14 protein-coding genes are annotated in these 20,795 nt (G+C 60.9%); 13 read left to right on the top strand and 1 reads right to left on the bottom strand.

The window, feature by feature from the left end; all coding sequences use genetic code 11:
• Nucleotides 1–96 precede the first annotated feature (96 nt).
• Entirely contained in the window at nt 97–2,886 is a 2,790-nt protein-coding gene (locus EDF70_RS13365; RefSeq protein WP_132274122.1) for a bifunctional aconitate hydratase 2/2-methylisocitrate dehydratase, read from the top strand.
• A 122-nt stretch (nt 2,887–3,008) separates the two neighbouring features.
• On the opposite strand, the gene EDF70_RS13360 is transcribed toward EDF70_RS13365, so the two are convergent.
• Nucleotides 3,009–6,644, bottom strand: a complete 3,636-nt coding sequence (locus EDF70_RS13360) for a hydantoinase B/oxoprolinase family protein (RefSeq protein ID WP_132274119.1) — start codon at nt 6,642–6,644, stop codon at nt 3,009–3,011.
• 198 nt (nt 6,645–6,842) lie between these two features.
• Between EDF70_RS13360 and EDF70_RS13355 the strand changes: the two genes are divergently transcribed.
• From EDF70_RS13355 to EDF70_RS13300, 12 genes are all read left to right on the top strand, one after another.
• Nucleotides 6,843–7,427, top strand: a complete 585-nt coding sequence (locus EDF70_RS13355; protein WP_132274117.1) for a TRAP transporter small permease — start codon at nt 6,843–6,845, stop codon at nt 7,425–7,427.
• 1 nt (nt 7,428) lies between these two features.
• The gene (locus tag EDF70_RS13350; RefSeq protein ID WP_132274114.1) at nt 7,429–8,742 is read left to right on the top strand and encodes a TRAP transporter large permease subunit; all 1,314 of its coding nucleotides are present in this window, start codon (nt 7,429–7,431) and stop codon (nt 8,740–8,742) included.
• A 20-nt stretch (nt 8,743–8,762) separates the two neighbouring features.
• Nucleotides 8,763–9,743: a TRAP transporter substrate-binding protein gene (locus tag EDF70_RS13345; protein WP_132274112.1), complete on the top strand. Its 981-nt coding sequence runs from the start codon at nt 8,763–8,765 to the stop codon at nt 9,741–9,743.
• Between the two features lie 53 nt (nt 9,744–9,796).
• Nucleotides 9,797–10,318: a winged helix DNA-binding protein gene (locus EDF70_RS13340; RefSeq protein ID WP_132274109.1), complete on the top strand. Its 522-nt coding sequence runs from the start codon at nt 9,797–9,799 to the stop codon at nt 10,316–10,318.
• A 134-nt stretch (nt 10,319–10,452) separates the two neighbouring features.
• Nucleotides 10,453–12,537, top strand: coding sequence for a carboxy terminal-processing peptidase (locus tag EDF70_RS13335; protein WP_132274106.1), 2,085 nt, complete (start codon nt 10,453–10,455; stop codon nt 12,535–12,537).
• Between the two features lie 224 nt (nt 12,538–12,761).
• Nucleotides 12,762–13,757: an MsnO8 family LLM class oxidoreductase gene (locus EDF70_RS13330; RefSeq protein ID WP_132275792.1), complete on the top strand. Its 996-nt coding sequence runs from the start codon at nt 12,762–12,764 to the stop codon at nt 13,755–13,757.
• A 20-nt stretch (nt 13,758–13,777) separates the two neighbouring features.
• The gene (locus EDF70_RS13325) at nt 13,778–15,115 is read left to right on the top strand and encodes an LLM class flavin-dependent oxidoreductase (RefSeq protein ID WP_165932022.1); all 1,338 of its coding nucleotides are present in this window, start codon (nt 13,778–13,780) and stop codon (nt 15,113–15,115) included.
• A gap of 64 nt (nt 15,116–15,179) precedes the next feature.
• Nucleotides 15,180–16,367 (top strand): M20 aminoacylase family protein, encoded by a 1,188-nt coding sequence (locus EDF70_RS13320; protein WP_132274100.1) that lies wholly within the window; start codon nt 15,180–15,182, stop codon nt 16,365–16,367.
• 39 nt (nt 16,368–16,406) lie between these two features.
• Entirely contained in the window at nt 16,407–16,946 is a 540-nt protein-coding gene (locus EDF70_RS13315; RefSeq protein WP_132274098.1) for a GNAT family N-acetyltransferase, read from the top strand.
• Between the two features lie 11 nt (nt 16,947–16,957).
• Nucleotides 16,958–18,748 carry an amino acid ABC transporter permease/ATP-binding protein gene (locus EDF70_RS30645; RefSeq protein WP_132274095.1) on the top strand — a complete coding sequence of 597 codons (1,791 nt, stop codon included), beginning with the start codon at nt 16,958–16,960 and terminating at the stop codon, nt 18,746–18,748.
• A gap of 24 nt (nt 18,749–18,772) precedes the next feature.
• Nucleotides 18,773–19,711, top strand: a complete 939-nt coding sequence (locus EDF70_RS13305) for an ABC transporter substrate-binding protein (protein ID WP_132274092.1) — start codon at nt 18,773–18,775, stop codon at nt 19,709–19,711.
• A gap of 91 nt (nt 19,712–19,802) precedes the next feature.
• Nucleotides 19,803–20,744: an ABC transporter substrate-binding protein gene (locus EDF70_RS13300; protein ID WP_132274089.1), complete on the top strand. Its 942-nt coding sequence runs from the start codon at nt 19,803–19,805 to the stop codon at nt 20,742–20,744.
• The last annotated feature ends 51 nt before the right edge of the window (nt 20,745–20,795 follow it).

Below are 20,795 nucleotides of genomic sequence, written 5' to 3'. Positions count from 1 at the left end.
TGACGTACTCCAGACCGACAGGCCTTGCGGCCTATTATCATATCGTTCGATGGTGCTGCGTTTCAGCGCCATAATCATCATGACGTTGGGACTGCAATGAACCTTTACTTGGATTACCTGGCCGAGATCAAAAGCAGAGAAAACCAGGGACTTGCTCCCAAACCGATTGACGATGGCGCGCTTGTCGGCGACATCATCGCCCTGATCCGGGATACCGGTAGCGAGCACCGGGCTGATGCCCTCAAATTCTTCATCTACAACACCCTGCCAGGCACAACCAGCGCCGCGGGTGTCAAGGCGGCCTTCCTGAAGCAGATCATCCTCGGCGAAACAATCGTCCCGGAGATCACGCCCACTTTCGCACTCGAGCTTCTGTCTCATATGAAGGGCGGTCCTTCGATCGTCGTGCTGCTCGACATCGCGCTTGGCGATGATGCGGTGATCGCCGAACAGGCGGGCGACGTGCTGAAGACCCAGGTCTTCCTGTATGATGCCGACATGTTCCGGTTGCGCGACGCCTACAAGGCCGGCAACACGGTCGCGAAGGGCGTGCTGGAAAGCTATGCCAAGGCCGAGTTCTTCACCAAGCTGCCGGACGTAGAAGACGAGATCAAGGTCGTGACCTTCATCGCCGCCGAAGGCGATATCTCGACCGATCTTCTTTCCCCCGGCAATCAGGCGCATTCGCGTTCCGACCGCGAATTGCACGGCCAGTGTATGATCACGCCCGAAGCGCAGGCGGAAATCGTCGCGCTGCAGAAGCAGCATCCCGACAAGCGGGTGATGATGATTGCCGAAAAGGGCACGATGGGCGTCGGCTCGTCGCGCATGTCCGGCGTCAACAACGTGGCGCTTTGGACCGGCAAGCAGTCCAGCCCCTATGTTCCCTTCGTCAATTTTGCCCCCGTCGTTGCAGGCACCAACGGCATCTCGCCGATTTTTGCCACGACGGTCGACGTGACCGGCGGCATCGGCGTCAACCTGAAGAACTGGGTCAAGAAGACCGGTGAAGACGGCAAGCCGATCCTCAACAACGAAGGCAACCCGATCCTCGAGCAGAAATACTCGGTTGCGACCGGTACCGTTCTGAAGATCGACGCCAAGAACAAGAAGCTCTGCGACGAGAACGGTGAGGAACTGGTCGATGTCGCGTCTGCCTTCACGCCCCAGAAAATGGAGTTCATGAAGGCCGGCTCGTCCTACGCGATCGTATTCGGCAAGAAGCTGCAGACGTTTGCCGCGCAGACGCTGGGCGTCGAGGCAACGCCGGTTTTCGCTCCGAACAAGGAAATCTCGGTCGAAGGCCAGGGCCTGACCGCGGTCGAAAAGATCTTTAACCGCAACGCCGTTGGCGTCGCGCCGGGCAAGGTGCTGCACGCCGGCTCCGACGTTCGTGTGACGGTCAACATCGTCGGCAGCCAGGACACGACCGGTCTGATGACCGCGCAGGAACTGGAAGCGATGGCGGCAACCGTCATTTCGCCTCTGGTCGATGGCGCCTATCAGTCGGGTTGTCACACGGCATCCGTCTGGGACAAGAAGGCTCAGGCCAATATTCCCAAGCTGATGTCCTTCATGAACAATTTTGGCGTCATCACCGCGCGTGACCCGAAGGGCGCCTATCATTCGATGACGGACGTCATCCACAAGGTGCTGAACGATATCACCGTGGATGACTGGGCGATCATCATCGGCGGCGACAGCCATACCCGTATGTCCAAGGGCGTTGCCTTTGGTGCCGACAGTGGCACCGTGGCGCTGGCGCTTGCCACCGGCGAAGCGACCATGCCGATCCCGCAATCGGTCAAGGTCACCTTCAAGGGCAAGATGCAGTCGCATATGGACTTCCGCGACGTGGTCCACGCGACGCAGGCGCAGATGCTCAAGCAGCACGGCGATAACGTCTTCCAGGGCCGTATCATCGAAGTCCATATCGGCACGCTGCTTGCCGACCAGGCCTTCACCTTCACCGACTGGACGGCCGAAATGAAGGCCAAGGCGTCGATCTGTATCTCCGAGGACGCGACCCTGATCGAGTCTCTGGAAATCGCCAAGTCGCGCATCCAGATCATGATCGACAAGGGCATGGACAACGCTGCCCAGACGCTGAAGGGCCTGATCGCCAAGGCCGATGCCCGCATCGCCGAGATCCGTTCCGGCGAAAAGCCGGCGCTGACGCCGGATGCCAATGCGAAATACTTCGCTGAAGTCGTCGTCGATCTGGATATCATCGACGAGCCGATGATCGCCGACCCCGACGTCAACAATGCCGATGTGTCGAGGCGCTATACCCATGACACGATCCGCCCGGTTTCCTATTACGGCGGCACCAAGAAGGTGGATCTTGGCTTCGTGGGTTCCTGCATGGTGCATAAGGGCGACATGAAAATCGTCGCGCAGATGCTCAAGAACATCGAAAAGGCCGAGGGCAAGGTCGAGTTCAAGGCGCCGCTCGTCGTCGCTGCTCCGACCTACAACATCATCGATGAACTCAAGGCCGAAGGCGACTGGGAGATTCTCCAGAAGTATTCCGGCTTCGAATTCGACGACCTGAAGCCGAAGACGGCCAACCGTACCGAATACGAGAACATTCTCTATCTCGAGCGTCCGGGCTGCAACCTATGCATGGGCAACCAGGAAAAGGCCGAGAAGGGCGATACCGTTCTCGCGACTTCGACACGCCTGTTCCAGGGCCGCGTCGTGGAAGACACGGCCGAGAAGAAGGGTGAATCGCTGCTGGCTTCGACCCCTGTCGTGGTGCTGTCGGCGATCCTTGGCCGCACACCAAGTGCGGAAGAATATAAGGCCGCTGTCGTCGGTATCGACCTGACCAAGTTCGCACCGCCGCAGACGCCGAAGATCGACGCCCTGTCGGTTCAGTACTAAAAACAGGTTTCCGGGCGCTCTAACGCCCTGAGATTTAAAAAAAACGGCCCGAAAATCCATTGCGATTTTCGGGCCGTTTCTGTCTCAGGCGTTCAATTTCTCCGGGGCATCACCGGTGGGTCTCAGGATACATCAACCCGCTTGCCGTAACCGCCGGCCGTCGGTGTGACGACCGTGACCGCTTCGCCGGCTTCGATCAGTGTCTGGGCGCAACCTGCGAGTTCTTCCAAAGTGCCGTCGAGACGTCGAACGGTGGTGAGGCCGAGTTCGCCTTCGCCGCCGTCGTCCAATCCATGCGGGCGGATCGTCCGGTGCGAGGAAAGGATGGCGCAATCCATCTTTTCAAGAAAGCGGATCGTTCTTTTCGTGCCGTCACCGGCCGGAAATGTGCCCGTCCCGCCGGAGTTTTCGCGGATGTGGAAATCCTCCAGCAGCACCGGATAGCGCGTCTCCAGGATTTCCGGGTCGGTTAGGCGCGAATTGGTCATATGGACATGCACCGCATCCGTGCCGGCAAAACCGCTGCCGTCGTTGAACCGGCCAGCAGGTGAGCCGGAGCACAGCGTCTCGTAATACTGGTAGGTCGCATTGCCGAAGGTGAGATTGTTCATCGTTCCCTGGCTCGCGGCGATCGCACCAAGCGCGCCGAACAGCGCATTGGTGACATGCTGCGAGGTCTCGACATTGCCAGCAACGACCGCCGCCGGATATTGCGGCTTCAGCATCGAGCCTTCCGGCACGATGATGCGGATCGGCTTGAGGCAGCCGGCATTCATCGGGATCGAGCTTTCCACCATGACGCGGAAGACATAGAGCACGGCGGCGCGCGTCACCGGTTCCGGAGCGTTAAAATTGTTCTTTTGCTGCTCGCTGGTGCCGGTGAAATCGACGGTGGCCTCGCGGCTTTCCTTGTCGATTGTGATCTTCACCTGGATCGTGCTGCCCTGATCGGTGGTGTAGGCAAACTCGGCGTCTCCAAGCTTTTCCAGAACCCGGCGCACGCTTTCTTCCGCGTTGTCCTGCACATGGCCCATATAGCCCTGCACCACGGGAAGCCCGAACTGCGCGATCATCTTGCGCATCTCGTGCACGCCCTTTTCGTTGGCGGCGATCTGGGCGCGAAGGTCTGCGACGTTCTGGGGCACGTTGCGGGCCGGGTGGGGATGGTTGGAGAGCAGGCTGGTAATGCCTGCCTCGTCGAACCGGCCGCGATCGACCAGCAGCACGTTGTCGAACAGTACGCCTTCCTCGTCGACGGTGGTGGCCAGTGGCGTCATCGACCCCGGCGCCGTACCGCCGACATCGGCATGATGGCCGCGCGAGGCGACGTAAAATAGTATCTTCTGGCCTGCATCGTCGAAGACCGGGGTAACCACAGTAATATCGGGCAGATGCGTGCCGCCGTTATAGGGCGCGTTGAGTGCGAACACGTCACCGGGCCGGATTTTCCCCTGGTTCTGGGCGATCACGCTTTCGACCGACCTGTCCATCGAACCGAGATGCACCGGCATATGCGGGGCATTGGCGACAAGCGCGCCGTTCTCGTCGAACACGGCGCAGGAAAAGTCGAGGCGTTCCTTGATGTTGACGGAGGATGCCGTATTCTGCAGCGTCACGCCCATCTGCTCGGCGATCGACATGAACAGGTTGTTGAACACTTCGAGCAGAACCGGATCGGCCTGCGTGCCGACGGCATTTATGCGGGAAAGCTCGGTGACGCGCTTCAACACGACATGGTTCAGTTTGGTGATCTCGAAAGCCCAGCCGTCTTCGACGATGATCGTCTGATGTGGTTCGACGATCAGGCAGGGGCCAACGGCACGGGCGCCCGGCGTGATCTCCGCCCGGCGGTAGATCGGCGCTTGGCGCCATGCACCGCCGGAGAAAAATTTCGAGCTTTCCGCGGATTTCGGCGCGGCGGCGTCGAGCGCAAATTCGGGCTCGGAGGAATCCGCGCCACCGCCGATCGCCTCGACCTCATAGGCTTCGAAGATGATCTCGCGGTTTTCGAAGATGAAGCCGAACTGCTTTTTATGTGCCGTCTCGAAAGCGGCGGTCATCTCGGCCGCATCGGTGACGGTGACGGACAGGGTTGTGTCCGTGCCCTGATAGCGTAGATGCGCACGGTGAGCGACGTCGGTATCGGCCTTGGCGACGCCCTGGCTCGCCATCTCGTCCAGCACGCTTGCCGTCAACTCGTCGCGAACGGGGCCAAGTGCGGCGAGGGCGGTTTCCAGCCCCTCCGACACCGTGCGCTGGCGGGTGGCGCGGATATCGGCAAGCCCCATGCCATAGGCGGAAAGAATGCCCGAGAAAGGATGGATCAACACGGTCGAGATGCCGAGCGCATCGGCGGTAAGGCAGGCATGCTGGCCGCCGGCGCCGCCGAAGCAGGTGAGGGCATAATGGGTGACGTCATAACCGCGCTGGACGCTGATCTTCTTCACCGCATTGGCCATGTTTTCCACCGCGATGGCGAGAAAACCGTCGGCCACCTGTTCCGGCGTGCGGCCGTCACCGACCACCCTGGCCATGTCCTCGAAAGCGGTACGCACGGCATCGGCATCGAGCGGCTGGTCACGGTTGGGTCCAAAAATCCTCGGGAAGAGATCGGGCGACAGCTTGCCGAGCATGACATTGGCGTCGGTAACGGTCAGAGGTCCGCCGCGGCGATAGGCCTTGGGGCCGGGATTGGCACCGGCGGAATCGGGTCCGACGCGAAAACGGCTGTTCTCGAAATGCAGGATCGAGCCGCCGCCAGCGGCCACCGTGTGGATCGACATCATCGGGGCGCGCATGCGCACACCGGCCACTTCCGTCTCGAAGGAACGCTCCAGTTCGCCGTCATAATGGGAGACGTCGGTGGACGTGCCGCCCATGTCGAAGCCGACCATCCGGTCGAAACCGGCAAGCCGCGAGGTTTCCACCGCACCAACCACGCCGCCGGCCGGGCCGGACAGGATTGCATCCTTGCCCTGGAACAGCCGCGCCGCCGTCAGTCCGCCGGAAGACTGCATGAACATCAGCTGCGGGCCGTCTTCTCCGGCGTTATTCGCGTCAGCGCCGAGTTCGCTCGCCACCTGCTCGACATAACGGCGCAGGATCGGCGACAGATAGGCATCGACGACGGTGGTATCGCCACGGCCGACCAGCTTGATCAGCGGCGAAACCTCATGGCTGACAGAGACTTGGGTGAAGCCGATCTCGCGGGCGATAAGGGCAACGCGCTGTTCATGGGCCGGGTAACGATAGGCATGCATGAAAACGATCGCGACGGCGCGGATGCCGGCATCGAACTGCGCCTGCAGGTCAGCGCGTATTGCCGTTTCGTCGGGCTCCGCCTCGACAGTGCCGTCGGCGCGCACGCGTTCATCGACTTCGATGACGGCGCTGTAGAGCAATTCGGGTTTGATAATCTTCTTGGCAAAAATGTCAGCGCGAGCCTGATAGCCGATCGCCAGCGCATCGCGAAAACCCCGTGTGGTGACGAGCAGCGTCTGTTCGCCCTTGCGCTCGAGCAGCGCATTGGTGGCAACCGTCGTGCCCATCTTCACCGCGCCGATCATTCCGGATGGGATTGGCGCGCCGGCAGAGACGCCGAGAAGCTCACGGATGCCCTGGACTGCGGCGTCCCTATACGCCTCCGGATTCTCCGACAGGACCTTGTGCGCAACGAGCGTTCCATCCGGTTTTCTGCCCACAACGTCGGTGAACGTGCCGCCACGATCGATCCAGAAATCCCATTTGCCGTTCGCCATGTCATGCCCCCGTAACAGTCGATCTGACCCAACGAAAACAGTTCGTCGATAAAACGTCAATGATTGATTGACAAGAAATTGCCTATTGCATCATCATGCCTATCGAAAGGGCAAAGTGGCCGACAGAGCCGCGCCCGCAACGGCAACCGAGGGGAAGCCACATGAGCGATTTCCGCACGAACGAGCGGAGGACAAGCCATGTCCGCCGCTGATCCGCACCATAGCATTTTCCCCGAATGGCTCCGCAAGGGGCTGGATGGGTTGTATCTCGTATCCGGCTGGCTGGCCGGTGGTTTTCTCATCGCGATCTTCGTCATCATGCTGGCGTTGTCGGCCGGCAGGCCTCTGGGCATCGACGTTCCGGCCGGCGACGATTTCGCCTCCTGGTGCATGGCCGCGTCCGCATTCCTCGGTCTGGCCCACACATTCCGCTCCGGCGAGATGATCCGCGTCGGCCTGCTGATCGAGCGATTTAACGGTCGCACCCGCCAGAGTTTCGAGGCGGTGGCGCTTTTCATCGGTACTGCTGCTGCGGTTTATTTCGCCTGGTACGCCTTCGACATGAACCGCACCTCCTGGCAGTTCAACGATCTCGCACAGGGCGTCGTCGCCATGCCGCTGTGGATCCCGCAGATCGGCTTTTCCGGCGGGCTCATCATCCTCGCAATCGCCATGGCCGACGAGCTTATTCATGTGATCTTCGGAGGGATGCCGCGCTACGAAAAGCCGGCGCCGGAGACTGCGGAAGAAGTCATCGAACGCGCCATGCAGAGCGGGGCTTGATATGGGAACGATTGAACTCGTCGAAATCTCCGGCATCATTCTCGTGGCCCTTCTGGGCCTGCTTGCCGCCGGTGTCTGGATCGGCATTTCGCTGCTGATCTGCGGCTTTATCGCCATGCTTTTCATGCCCGGCATCCCGATCGGCGCCGTGCTCGCCACCAATTCGTGGAGCAACGGCGCCTCGTGGTCGCTCGCGGCCCTGCCGCTCTTCGTCTGGATGGGCGAGATCCTGTTTCGGACCAAACTGTCGGAAGAGATGTTTCGCGGTCTGGCGCCATGGCTCGGCTGGCTTCCGGGCCGGCTGATGCATGTCAACGTGCTGGGTTGCGGCCTGTTCGGCTCGATTTCCGGATCGTCGGCCGCCACGACGGCGATGATCGCCAAGATCGCCCTGCCGGAACTGAAGAAGCGCGGTTATGACGAAATGGTCAGCCTCGGTTCTCTGGCCGGCGCCGGTACGCTCGGCATCCTCATTCCGCCGTCGATCACCATGGTCGTTTATGCGGTGGCGGCAAACGTCTCGATCATCCAGATCTTTCTCGCCGGCTTTCTGCCGAGCCTGATCGTCATGGTGCTCTACTGCGGTTATATCGCCGTCTGGTCGCTGCTCAACCCCGACAAGACGCCGCCCGCACCGCCGAAGATGACCTTCAAGGAGAAGCTGAAGGAATCCGCCAACCTCATCCCGGTGACGCTGCTGATCATCCTCGTCTTCGCAACGCTGCTGCTCGGCTGGGCAACGGCGACGGAATGCGCAGCATGGGGCGTGCTCGGCTCGCTCGGCATTGCCGCCTGGTCGCGCTCGCTCACCTGGAAATCCTTCTGGGACAGCGTGATGGGCGCCACCCGTCTCACCTGCATGATCATGCTGATCCTCACCGGCGCCGGCTTCATGTCGATCGCCATGGGTTATACCGGCATCCCGAACGCGCTCGCGGCCTGGGTCGACAGTTTTAACCTCAGCCCCTTCGCGCTGATCGCCGTGCTGACCGTCATGTATATCCTGCTCGGTGCAGCCCTCGATGGCCTGTCGATGATCGTGTTGACGACCGTCGTCGTGCTGCCGATGATCCAGCAGGCGGGTTTCGATCTCGTCTGGTTCGGCATCTTCCTGGTGCTGATCGTCGAGATGGCGGAGGTTTCGCCGCCGGTCGGTTTCAACCTCTTCGTCCTGCAGACGATGAGCGGGCGCGACAGCCTGACGGTAGCGAAGGCCTCGCTGCCGTTTTTCTTCCTGCTTGTGGCGACAGTCGCCATCATCACGGTTTTCCCGGATATCGTGATGGTACTGCCGAGAATGGCGTTTCCGGGATAACAAGAGAGGGAACTGAACACATGAACGTAACTGGGAAAATTGCCCGTCTCGGCTTCGCCGCGGCAGCGCTTCTGTCGACGACGGCGTCGTCGTTTGCAGCCAACTGGGTCCTGCCGTCCGCCTATCCGCCGGCAAACTATCACGTCGAAAACCTCAACCAGTTCGCCAAGGACGTCGATGCGGCGACCAAGGGCGAGCTGAAGATCACGGTTCATCCCAACGCCTCGCTGTTCAAGGCACCGGATATCAAGCGCGCGGTGCAGACAGGCCAGGCGCAGGCCGGCGAAGTGCTGTTGTCGCTGCACGAGAACGAGAACCCGATCTTCGGCCTCGACGTCGTCCCCTTTCTTGCCACCAGCTTCGACCAGTCGAAGAAGCTCTGGGACGCTTCCAAGCCTGCCATCGAACAGGCGCTCGACAAGCAGGGACTGAAACTCCTTTATACGACACCATGGCCACCGCAGGGTATTTTCACCAAGAAGGACGTGAACAGCGTTGCCGACCTTAAGGGCCTGAAATGGCGCGCCTATAACGTCGGCACGTCTCGCATCGCCGAGCTGGTTGGTGCCCAACCGGTCACCGTCCAGGCGGCAGAACTGCCGCAGGCACTGGCGACTGGTGTCGTCGACGGACTGATGACTTCGTCGGCGACTGGCGTCGATTCCAAGATCTGGGAATCGCTTACCCACTATTACGACACCCAGGCCTGGATCCCGAAGAACGTCATCTTCGTCAACAAGGCAGCTTTCACCGCGCTCGATGAAGCCACGCAGAAGGCTGTGACGGATGCTGCGGCTGCCGCCGAAACCCGCGGTTGGGCGCTCGCCGTCGAACGGACCGCGTCCTACATGGAGACGCTGAAGAAAAACGGCATGCAGGTTCTGGAGCCGAGCACTGAGCTGAAGACCGGCCTGTCGGGCGTGGGCGCCAAGCTGACGGAAGACTGGTCGAAGAAGGCCGGTGCCGAAGGTCAGGCCATTCTCGACGCATACAAGAAGTAAGCCGGGGCGCCGCTGCTATAGTGGCGGCGCTTCCGTTTTTTCCGGAGGAGATCATGTCCAAACCTATCGACACACTCGGCCCGATCGTCTCTTCGGAGCATCTGGCGAGCGGTGCGCTTCCAGCCCTTTCCGAGATCGAGTTCGGCCTCACCATGCTCAACCATGCTTTCAGCCGCTGGATGGTGCGCTGTATGGCGGCGGCGGGCGTGCCTGATCTGTCACCGGTCGATATTCTCGTCCTGCACAACATCAATAGCCGCAACAAGCCAAAAACGCTGGCCGACATCGCGCTCGTCCTCAACATCGAGGATACGCATGTCGTGACCTATGCGCTGAAAAAGCTGGAGCGGCTGAAGCTGATCAAATCCGGTCGTCGCGGCAAGGAAAAGCTGGTGATGGTGACGGAAGCCGGATCGCAGGCCTGTGCCCGCTACAAGTCGACGCGAGAAAGCCTTTTGGTCAAGTCATTGCTGGCGACGGAAGTGTCTGCCGAGGCGCTTTCGGAAGTTGCGGCACGGCTGCGTGCACTCTCCGGTCATTATGATCAGGCCGCCCGTGCTGCCGCCTCGCTCTGATTTTCAAGGTGATTTCATCGGATCTCGTCATGGATAGCCTGCGTGCGCTCCCTTTCGTGAGTTGCCAAAACGCCCCAATTGCTCCACCTACACCTCAAGGACAATCCCGATATTGCAAACGAGGTCATAGCTGAATGCAAATACGATACGGTCTTATCGGCTTAATTCTTTCGCTTGCAACGCCCGCCTATTCGTTGGAACCGAAGCAGCTGCCGGAACTGGCGCCGGTGGAGCGACAGGCGCAGGCGGCCCATCTGAGCGCGCAATTCCTGACGCGTTATGCCTATAAATCGGTTCCGCTCGACGATGCCTTGTCGGGCAAGATCATGAACCAGTTCATCAAGTCGCTCGATCCGGACAGGATGCTGTTCGCCAAGGCTGACATCGATGCGTTCATGGCCGACAGCACGAAGATGGATGACGCCATTCTCGGCGAAGATCTGTCGATCCCGTTTTCGATCTTCAAAACCTATTCCCAGCGTGTCGTCGATCGCATGACCTATGCGCAGAACCTGCTGAAACAGGATTTTGATTTCACCGTGCAGGAAGAGTTTTCGATATTGCGCGAAGATGCTGCCTGGGCCGGTTCCGAGGAGGAAAGCCATGAGCTGTGGCGCAAACGCGTCAAGAGCGACTGGCTGCGGCTGAAAATTGCCGGCCAGAACGAAGAAACAATTCGCAAGACGCTCAACAAGCGCTACCAGAACATTCTCGACCGCATTTACACCTATAAGAGCGACGACGTCTTTCAGTCGTTCATGGCGGCCTATACGACGTCCGTCGATCCGCACACCGACTATTTCGGCGCGCGGGCGGCTGCCGAATTCGATATCTCGATGAAGCTTTCGCTGGTTGGTATCGGTGCGGTGTTGCAGGACCGCGATGGTTACACGACGATCCGCGAGCTTGTTGCAGGTGGTCCGGCGCAGCTGTCCGGCAAGATTGCGGTCGGTGATCGCATCATCGGTGTCGGCCAGGGCGAAGAGGGCGCGATCGAAGAGGTCGTCGGCACCCGCCTCGATGAAGTCGTGCAGTTGATCCGCGGCAAGGAAGATTCCGTTGTCCGGCTGGATGTTCTGCCGGCCGACGCTGGTGAAAGCGGCACGCACCGTGTCATCAGCCTGGTGCGTGAAAAGATCAGCCTCGAAAAACAGGCGGCCAGCAAGGCCGTTTTGCCTGTCGAAGACAATGGTGTCGCGCGCAAGATCGGCGTGATCACGCTTCCTGCTTTCTACGAGGATTTTGAGGCACGGCAGAAAGGCGACAAGAACTATCGCGGCGCCAGCCGTGATGTTGCCAAGCTGCTTGAGGAGCTGAAGCAGGAAAATGTCGATGGCGTTCTGATCGATCTGCGTGACAATGGCGGCGGCTCGCTCTCCGAGGCCGTCGAAATGACGGGCCTGTTCGTCGGCAAGGGGCCGGTGGTCCAGCAGCGCAATGCCGAAGGCGAAATCAGGATCGAAAGTGACGATCTGCCAAAGCCCGCCTGGACCGGCCCGGTCGGCGTTCTGATCAACCGTGGCTCTGCATCCGCCTCCGAGATTTTTGCAGCGGCGATACAGGATTACGGTCGTGGCGTGGTCATCGGTGATCCGAGCTTCGGCAAGGGCAGCGTTCAGACCGTCGTCAATCTGGACCGCATGGTCAAGAACAGCGATGCTGATCTCGGTGAACTGAAGCTGACCATCGCGCAGTTTTTCCGCGTGAATGGTGGCACGACGCAGTTGCGCGGCGTGACCCCCGATATCAATCTGCCGGCGCTGGCAGACCCGAAGGCGTTTGGTGAGGCGAGCTATGACAATGCTCTGCCATGGACGCAGATCAAGCCCGCAAAGCACAAGGCCTCAGGCGATTTGAAGGCGCTGGTGCCGCAATTGCAGGAACGCCATGACGCACGCGTTAAATCGGACGCTGATTTCCAGCGCTTTGTCGAGGATGCCAACGAACTCAAGGTCCAGCGCGAAAAGCGCACCGTCTCGCTCAATGAGACGGAGCGCCGCAAGGAAATGGCTGCCCTGACGGAGCGTCTCAAGGCGCGCCAGCAGGCCGATGGCACGCCGCCGCAGGACGATGACGGCCTGCAGTCGAACGAGCGCAGCTTGAGTGCGGATCTGGCGATGGAAAATGCGCGCAAGAACGCCAAGGACGTGCTTCGCAATGAGGCGGTTGCCATCGTTGCGGATCAGGCGGATCTCTCGGGAGCCACTAAGCGCCCATAAAAGCAGGGAGGCCGCTTCCTGCTGTGCCATGGCGTGTCCAGGCGTCACAGCGAGAAGCGGCTTTCGTCCGCTGTTCCGTTTTGCCGGTTCCAAATTGCTCGTTCAATCCGACATGGAGAAAAGGATTTTCTCTCCTTGCCGCGTCAATCGGAATTAACGCCCTTCATATTACACTAAATCAGTAGACAAATAGATGCATGATCGAAACTGCCAACGAGGCGACGATGTATGCATTGAGCCTGCTCGACAAGAGCCCGATATTTTCCGGAGAAAGCGCGGTCGTGGCATTGGCCAACACGGTCAAGCTGGCAAAGCGGGCGGAAGAACTCGGTTATCACCGTTTCTGGGTGGCCGAGCATCACGGTAGTACCGAACTGGCCAGCTCCGCGCCGGAAGTGCTGATCGCCTGGATCCTGTCGCACACCTCGCGCATCCGCGTCGGTTCCGGCGGCGTCATGCTGCAACATTACAGTCCCTACAAGGTGGCCGAGGTTTTTAACGTGCTGTCTTCGCTGGCGCCGGGGCGCGTCGATCTCGGTGTCGGCAAGGCGCCCGGAGGGCTGCCGCAATCGACCTCGGCGCTGCAGGCCTATCGCGCCGAAAAACCGGATTTCGCGGCGCAGCTTGCCGAGTTGCAGGCATATCTCGCGCATGCGCTGGATGCGCAGCGGTCGGCAGAGCGTGCCTTTTCCGGCCCGCAGCCGCTGGTGGCGGCCGAGCGTTTTCTGCTGGGTGCCAGCCCGGACAGCGCACGACTGGCAGCGACGCATGGCTGGGATTTCGTTTTTGCCGGGCACCTTAATGGCGACCCGGAAAATCTGGCGCTCAGCCTCAAGACCTACCGTGAACAGAGCGGCGGCAGGTCGCCGATCCTGGCTTTGGCGGCCTACGCCTCAGAAAGTGCCGAGGATGCGGCAGCGCGGGTGTCGGAACTGAAAATCTTCAAGGTGTTTCTCGACAACGGCCAATCGGTCAGCCTCGGCCGTCGTGAGCAGGCGGAAGAGTTTGCGCGGCAGGCCGGAGCCAAGGATTTCCGCATCGAGGAGCGCAAGCCGAGCGTGCTGCACGGCACGCCGGACAGCATCCACGCCGAACTTTCACGCCTTTCCTCACTCCACGGCATCAAGGAATTCATCCTCGAACCGCCGGCCGTCGGCACCGACCGGCGACTGGCATCCATCGAGCTTCTGGCGCGCAAGCCTCTGTCTGCTGCAGCCTGACTTCCAAAAGGAGACATCTGATGACCAAGAAGATCACTTTCGGCATCATGCTGCAGGGCGCGGGCGGCCATATGAATGCGTGGCGTCACCCCAAAAGCCCGGTCGATGCCAGCGTCAACCTCGATTTCTTCAAGACGAACGCCCTGAAGGCGGAAGCGGCGGGTATTGCCTTTGCATTCGTTGCCGATGGGCTCTACATCAACGAAAAGTCGATCCCGCATTTCCTCAACCGTTTCGAGCCGCTCACCATCCTCTCGGCGCTGGCAACAGTGACAAGCAGGATCGGCCTCGCCGGCACGGTCTCCACCTCCTATAGCGACCCTTTCACCATCGCCCGACAGTTCGCCTCTCTGGATTTGATCAGCGGCGGACGCGGCGGCTGGAACGCGGTGACGACGCCGCTGGAAGGGACCGCGAAAAACTACAGCCGCAACCACCCGGAACATGCGTTGCGTTACGAGATCGCCGACGAATATCTGGAAGTCGTTCGTGGCCTGTGGGACAGTTGGGATGACGATGCCTTTACCCGTGACCGCGACAGCGGAAAGTTCTTCGACCGGGAGAAACTGCACACACTGGGTCACAAGGGCCGGTTCTTCCAGGTGGAAGGCCCGCTCAATATCCAGCGTTCGCCGCAGGGCCAGCCGGTCATCTTTCAGGCCGGGTCTTCGGATGCAGGTGTGGGACTTGCCGGCAAACACGCCGATGCGGTGTTCACCAACGGCGTTTCGCTGGAAGACAACCAAAGTTTTTCACGCCGGGTCAAACAGTCGGCGGTGGCGCAGGGGCGCTCTGCCGATGACGTCAAGATTTTCCCTGGCATAGGCCCGATCATCGGCCGGACGCAGGCCGAGGCGGAAGAAAAATACGAGGTCATCCGCAACCTGATCTCGATCGACGAGGCACTCGCCTATCTTGGCCGTTTCTTCGATCACCACGATTTCAGCGTCTACGATCTCGATGCGCCGTTCCCGGAACTCGGTGATATCGGCAAAAACAGCTTTCGCTCGACGACCGACCGCATCAAGCAGGTGGCGAAAGAGCAGGGGCAAACGCTGCGGGAAGCCGCGCTGGCAGCCGCCACGCCGCGCGAAGGTTTTGTCGGCACGCCGGATGCGGTCGCCTCGAAACTCATCGAATGGTTCGAAAACGGCGCGGCCGATGGCTTCATCCTCGGTTTCCCGGTGATTGCCGAGGGGCTCGACGATTTTGCCCGTTTCGTTCTGCCGATCCTGGAGGAGCGCGGTTATTTCGACCCACAACTGAAGGGCAGCACGCTGCGTGAAAACCTCGGCCTTCCATACCGCCAGAGCGTCTATGCGGGAGCCGGCGGCGAGGTCGAAAAAGCCCGCGCATAACACTCTGAAAAGGTGAACCAGCCGGCGGCAAACCGTCGGCACCAACCTTCGGAAAGCGAAAATCATGAATATCCATATTGACGGCGCGCGTCATAGCGACGACGCCGAACGGTCGATCCTTGCCTTCATCGATGAACTGGTGGCGATCCGGCGTGATCTGCACCAGTACCCGGAACTCTCCTTTCACGAGGGGCGCACTGCAAAGGTCATCGCCAAATATCTGCTCTCCTACGGCTACGAGGTGACGGAGGGTGTGGGCGGTTACGGTGTCGTCGCCACGCTGCGGCGCGGCAATGGCGACAAGCGGCTTGGCATTCGCGCCGATATCGACGCGCTGCCGATCGAAGAGGCGACGGATCTTCCCTATGCCAGTCACAATCCGCGCGTCATGCATGCCTGTGGACACGACGGTCATACGACCATCCTGCTGGGGGCTGCCCGCTACCTTGCCGAACACGGCCGTTTTTCCGGCACGCTGACGCTGATCTTTCAGCCGGCGGAAGAGGTGGGAGCCGGCGCGAAAAAGATGATCGAGGACCGGCTGTTCGAGCGGTTTCCGGTCGATGCAGTCTTCGGACTGCACAACTGGCCGGGCGTGACGGCAGGGCAGTTCGGATTTGTCGAGGGCCCGGCCATGGCATCGGTCGATCAGGCGCTGATCCGTATCATCGGCAAAGGCGGCCACGGCGCTTCGCCGCATGAAACGGTGGACCCGGTTCTCGCCTCGGCCTCCTTCATCACCGCCCTGCAGAGCATCGTCGCCCGCAATGTCGATCCGCTGGAAATGGCGGTGCTGACGGTCGGATCGATCCATGGCGGATCGGCCTCCAATGTCATTCCCGACAGCGTCGAGCTGAAGCTGACGGCGCGCGCCTATTCGCCGGCCGTTCGTGACCGGCTGGAAGAGCGGGTGCCTGCGCTTGCCCGCGCCCAGGCCGAAAGTTTTGGGGCGGAGGCGGATGTCAAATACCGCCGGGGTTTTCCGCCCGTGATCAACCATGTCGAGGAAACCCGGTTCGCCCGCCGCGTCGCAGAGGATGCGTTTCCGGCGGATCAGGTGGCGGTCGATTTCCGGCCGCGCACGGCGAGCGAAGACTTTGCCTACATGCTGCAGGCGCGCCCTGGCTCCTATCTCTTCGTCGGCAATGGCGACAGCGCGCCGCTGCACAGCCCGCTTTACGATTTCAACGACGACATCATCGCGCCCGCCGCCCGCTACTGGGCGCGGCTGGCCGAGACCTTTCTGGCGTGAGCGCCCGAAACCATCGCTCGAAACATGGGAGTGCGACCTGTGAGTGATCGCTTTTATTACACGACGCTGATCGATCCGCTGGCGCGGCCGCTGATCGAGGAACTGACCTTCGAATATGACAGCCGTTACGGCACGTTCTTCCATGCCGAAGGCGCGACCAAGGAGATGAACCGTTACGGACCGGAGGTTTTTGCGCCACCGCACGGTAATTTCGTGCTGCTGCTGCGCGATGGTCAGGCGATCGCCGGTGGTGCCTTCATGCGCCACCAGGATGAGGGCACGACTGAGGTCAAACGTGTCTGGACCCATTCCGGTTTTCGTCGCCAGGGGCTGGCCAAACGCGTGCTGGTGGAACTGGAAGAGCAGGCTGCTCGGCAAGGCTATAACCGCATCTACCTGACGACCGGCTTTCGCCAACCGGAAGCGGTCGGCCTCTATCTCACCAATGGCTACACGGCGCTCTACGACACCACCGCCGATCCCGAGACAGTTCGCCAGCTTCCTTTCGAAAAGCATCTGACAGCCGGCAATTTTGCCGCCGCGCCGACCGGCCGGGTATCCGCCCTGCACGGCGCTTAAGGAAACCCACGATGACGATCACGACGGATTTCAACGACATCCCGGTGGATGAAAACCGCAAGGCGGCGGTCAAACGCGGCGATTATTCCCATTACCGCGTTGTGCCTGCCCGTTATCCGGCCCGCACGATTGGAACCGTTTTTGCGCTTCTGGTCATCGCCGCAACCGTGCATTCCGTTCTCGGCAATCCGCGCTGGGGCTGGGACGTGTTTGCCGAGTGGTTTTTTGCCGAACCGGTTCTGGTCGGCCTCGGCCGCACGCTGCTGCTGACGGCGCTGGGCGCCCTGTTCGGTTTCGTGCTCGGCACCGGGCTGGCGCTGGCGCGTGTCTCGCGCTCGCCGCTTCTGGCCGGCGTGTCATGGACCTATATCTGGATCTTTCGCTCGATCCCGCTGATCGTGCTGCTGCTGATCCTCAACAATCTCGGTTATCTCTACGAGACGATCACCGTCGGCGTGCCCTATACCGGCATCAACTTCATCAGCTGGAACACCACGCAGCTGATCACGCCGTTTGCCGCCGCTGTTCTCGGCCTCACGCTCAATCAGGCGGCATTCGCATCGGAAATCATCCGCGGCGGCATTCTGTCGGTGGATCAGGGCCAACTGGAGGCGGCCTCGGCGCTCGGTCTGCCGCGCCACCGGCAGGCATCGCGCATCATCCTGCCGCAGGCCATGCGCTCCATTCTGCCCACCGCCTTCAACGATATCATCGGCCTCGCCAAGGGCACGTCGCAGGTCTACATCCTCGCTTTGCCGGAACTGTTCTATACGATCCAGATCATCTACCGCCGCAATCTGGAAGTCATTCCGCTGCTGATGGTGGCCACCGTCTGGTATCTGGTGATCCTCACAGTCCTGTCGATCATCCAGCATTATATCGAGCGGCATTATTCGCGCGGTGCGCTGCGCAACCCACCGCCATCGATTTTTTCGGCGCTGTCCCGCCGCTTCATCCCGGCACGCGCTGCCGTAACGGCCAGCGACGAACCGGTGGTACGGGCAGCAACAAAACCTGTCGGCCGCAACCCGCTGCATGCCAATGGCGGCGAGGTGACGATCCATGGCGTTTCCAAAAGCTTTGGGCCGCTGAAAGTGCTCGACGACGTGTCTTTGCGCATCCCTGTCGGCAGCGTCACCACCATTCTTGGCCAGTCCGGTTCGGGCAAATCCACCCTGCTGCGCTCGATCAACCATCTGGAACGCGTCGATGAAGGTTTCATCGCCATCGATGGCGAGCTGATCGGTTACCGGCAGGATGGCGAAACGCTTTATGAGCTGAAGGAGAAGGACATCCTGAAACGCCGCGTCGAAGTCGGCATGGTGTTCCAGAATTTCAATCTCTTCCCGCACCTGACGGCGCTGGAAAACATCGTCGAGGCGCCGGTCACGGTGCGCGGCCTGCCGCGCCGGCAGGCGGAGACTGAGGCGCTCGATCTGCTGGCCCGCGTCGGGTTGGCCGACAAGGCTCATGCCTATCCGCGTCAGCTGTCGGGCGGCCAGCAGCAGCGTGTTGCCATCGCCCGCGCGCTCGCGCTCAAGCCAAAAGTGCTGCTGTTCGACGAGCCGACATCGGCGCTTGACCCGGAACTGGTCGGCGAAGTGCTCGACGTCATCAAGGAACTCGCCCGTTCCGGTGCCACGCTTGTCATCGTCACCCACGAAATCGGCTTTGCCCGTGAAGTCTCCGATCAGGTCGTCTTCATGGAACAGGGCCGTATCCTTGAAACCGGCACGCCGGACAAGGTTTTTGGCCAGCCGGATCATCCGCGCACGGCCGCCTTCCTCGCCAAAGTCCTTTAATCAAAACAATAGGAAACACTCAGGATGTCATACAGAACACGACTTCTCAGCATTGCCGCCGGCGGCCTCCTGTCGCTTTCGGCGGCGCTTGCCACGACCGCACATGCGCAAGGCCCCGATCTTTCTCCTGAACAGAAAGACCGCGTCCGCGCCGAAAAGGTCGAGGCCGCAGCCAAGCTGGTCCCCGCCGATTTCAAATTCGTGACGCCCGGAAAACTGACCGTCGCCTCCATCCCCGGTCGCCTGCCGTTCGCGGTTTATGCGGATGACAACAAGACCCCGGTCGGCAGCGAGCCGGACATCGCCCAGCTGGTTGCCGACAGTCTTGGGCTGGAGCTGGAACTGGTGCCGATCGCCTGGGCCGACTGGCCGCTCGGCGTCACCTCGGGCCGTTTCGATGCGGCGATCCACAACATCACCGTTACCGAGGAGCGCAAGCAGAAATTCGATTTCTCGACCTACCGCACCGATCTGATCGGCTTTTACGTGCCGCTCAACAGCAAGGTTCAGAGCATTTCCAAGCCGGAAGATGTCGCCGGCCTGAAGGTGATCGTCTCGTCCGGCACCAACCAGGAACAGATTCTGCTGCGCTGGATCGAAGCCAACAAGGCCAAGGGCCTCGCTCCGAGCGAAGTGCAGTATTACGACGATGAGGCCGTGCTCGACGTGGCGCTGCAGTCCGGCCGCGCCGATGCCTATCTCGGCCCGAACGCCACCTCGGCCTTCAAGGCGGCACAGGAACAGAAGACGAGGCAGGTCGGCACCTTCTCCGGCGGCTGGCCGGAAACCGCAGAAATCGCCGTCGCCACCAAGAAGGATGGCGGCATTGCAGAGGCGATCACCACCGCGCTGAATGCCCAGATCGAGAATGGCAATTACGCCAAGGTTCTGGCCCGCTGGAACCTGTCGGCCGAAGCGATCAAGCAGTCGCGCACCAACCCGCAGGGTCTGCCCAAGAGCTGATGCCGACAATGTCCGGGTCGGGGGACACGGCCTGACGGGGTGCGGGCTCTCTTTCGGCCGGCGCCCCAATCCTTTAATCGGATGAACAATCATGACGCTTCACAGGAATATTGGCCGGGCGATTGTCGCCGGCCTCCTCACGCTGCCGCTTCTGGCCCATGGCGCCTTGGCCGCGGGCGACATTTTCGATCTCTCGCCGACCCAGGCCGGGCGGGTGCGCGCGGAAAAAGACCCGGCGGCGATCGCCGCGATTGCCGCCGATTTCAAGTTCGTCAACCCGGGCAGGCTGACGGTCGCCGTCTCGCCGGGCGGCCCGCCGCTTGCGACCTATGCCACGGACGCAAAAACGGTCGTCGGGGCAGACCCGGACTATGCGCTCGCCATTGCCGACAGCCTTGGCCTCGAACTGGAATTGCTGCCGGTGGCCTGGGCAGATTGGCCGCTCGGCCTTGCATCCGGCAAATATGATGCGGTCATTTCCAATGTCGGCGTGACCGAGTTGCGCAAGGAAAAATTCGATTTCTCCACCTATCGGCAAGGCCTGCACGGTTTTTTCGTGAAAGCGGATAGCGCCATCAAAGAAATCAATGAGCCGAAGGATGCCGCCGGCCTGCGCATCACCGTTGGCGCCAGCACCAATCAGGAGCGCATCCTGCTCAAATGGAGTGAGGAAGATGTTGCGGCCGGCCTGAAGCCGATCGAACTGCAATATCATGACGACGAGGCAGCACGTGTGATTGCGTTGCAGGCGGGGCGTGTCGACGTGATCGTGCAGCCGCATGCGCAGCTGGTCTACATCGCCGCGCGCGACAAGAGCATCAAACGGGTCGGCACGCTATCGGCCGGTTGGCCGGAGCGCTCGGATGTCGCCATCGCCACCCGCAAGGGATCAGGGCTTGCGGATGCGCTGACGCTGGCGACCAACAATCTGATCAGGAATGGTGTTTATGCCAAAATTCTCGATCGCTGGCAGCTCGCGGAAGAAGCTTTGCCGGAGTCACGCACTAACCCTCCGGGCCTGCCTAAAAGCTGAGCCGCGTCTCGGGAAACAGTAAGCTTTCCTAGAGACAAAATCGCCAACAAG

The sequence above is a fragment of the Neorhizobium sp. JUb45 genome (genome assembly GCF_004343585.1).
Taxonomy (GTDB): Bacteria; Pseudomonadota; Alphaproteobacteria; order Rhizobiales; family Rhizobiaceae; genus Neorhizobium.
Note: the sequence above shows the minus strand (reverse complement) of the source record. Positions and strands in the feature narration are given on the sequence as shown.

Coding starts and splice junctions, on each gene's coding strand:
- EDF70_RS13340 (WP_132274109.1), top strand. CDS start 9,797: ATGTCCAAACCTATCGACACACTCGGCCCGATCGTCTCTTCGGAGCAT.
- EDF70_RS13360 (WP_132274119.1), bottom strand. CDS start 6,644: ATGGCGAACGGCAAATGGGATTTCTGGATCGATCGTGGCGGCACGTTC.
- EDF70_RS13325 (WP_165932022.1), top strand. CDS start 13,778: ATGACCAAGAAGATCACTTTCGGCATCATGCTGCAGGGCGCGGGCGGC.
- EDF70_RS13355 (WP_132274117.1), top strand. CDS start 6,843: ATGTCCGCCGCTGATCCGCACCATAGCATTTTCCCCGAATGGCTCCGC.
- EDF70_RS13345 (WP_132274112.1), top strand. CDS start 8,763: ATGAACGTAACTGGGAAAATTGCCCGTCTCGGCTTCGCCGCGGCAGCG.
- EDF70_RS13335 (WP_132274106.1), top strand. CDS start 10,453: ATGCAAATACGATACGGTCTTATCGGCTTAATTCTTTCGCTTGCAACG.
- EDF70_RS13300 (WP_132274089.1), top strand. CDS start 19,803: ATGACGCTTCACAGGAATATTGGCCGGGCGATTGTCGCCGGCCTCCTC.
- EDF70_RS13350 (WP_132274114.1), top strand. CDS start 7,429: ATGGGAACGATTGAACTCGTCGAAATCTCCGGCATCATTCTCGTGGCC.
- EDF70_RS13330 (WP_132275792.1), top strand. CDS start 12,762: ATGTATGCATTGAGCCTGCTCGACAAGAGCCCGATATTTTCCGGAGAA.
- EDF70_RS30645 (WP_132274095.1), top strand. CDS start 16,958: ATGACGATCACGACGGATTTCAACGACATCCCGGTGGATGAAAACCGC.
- EDF70_RS13365 (WP_132274122.1), top strand. CDS start 97: ATGAACCTTTACTTGGATTACCTGGCCGAGATCAAAAGCAGAGAAAAC.
- EDF70_RS13305 (WP_132274092.1), top strand. CDS start 18,773: ATGTCATACAGAACACGACTTCTCAGCATTGCCGCCGGCGGCCTCCTG.
- EDF70_RS13320 (WP_132274100.1), top strand. CDS start 15,180: ATGAATATCCATATTGACGGCGCGCGTCATAGCGACGACGCCGAACGG.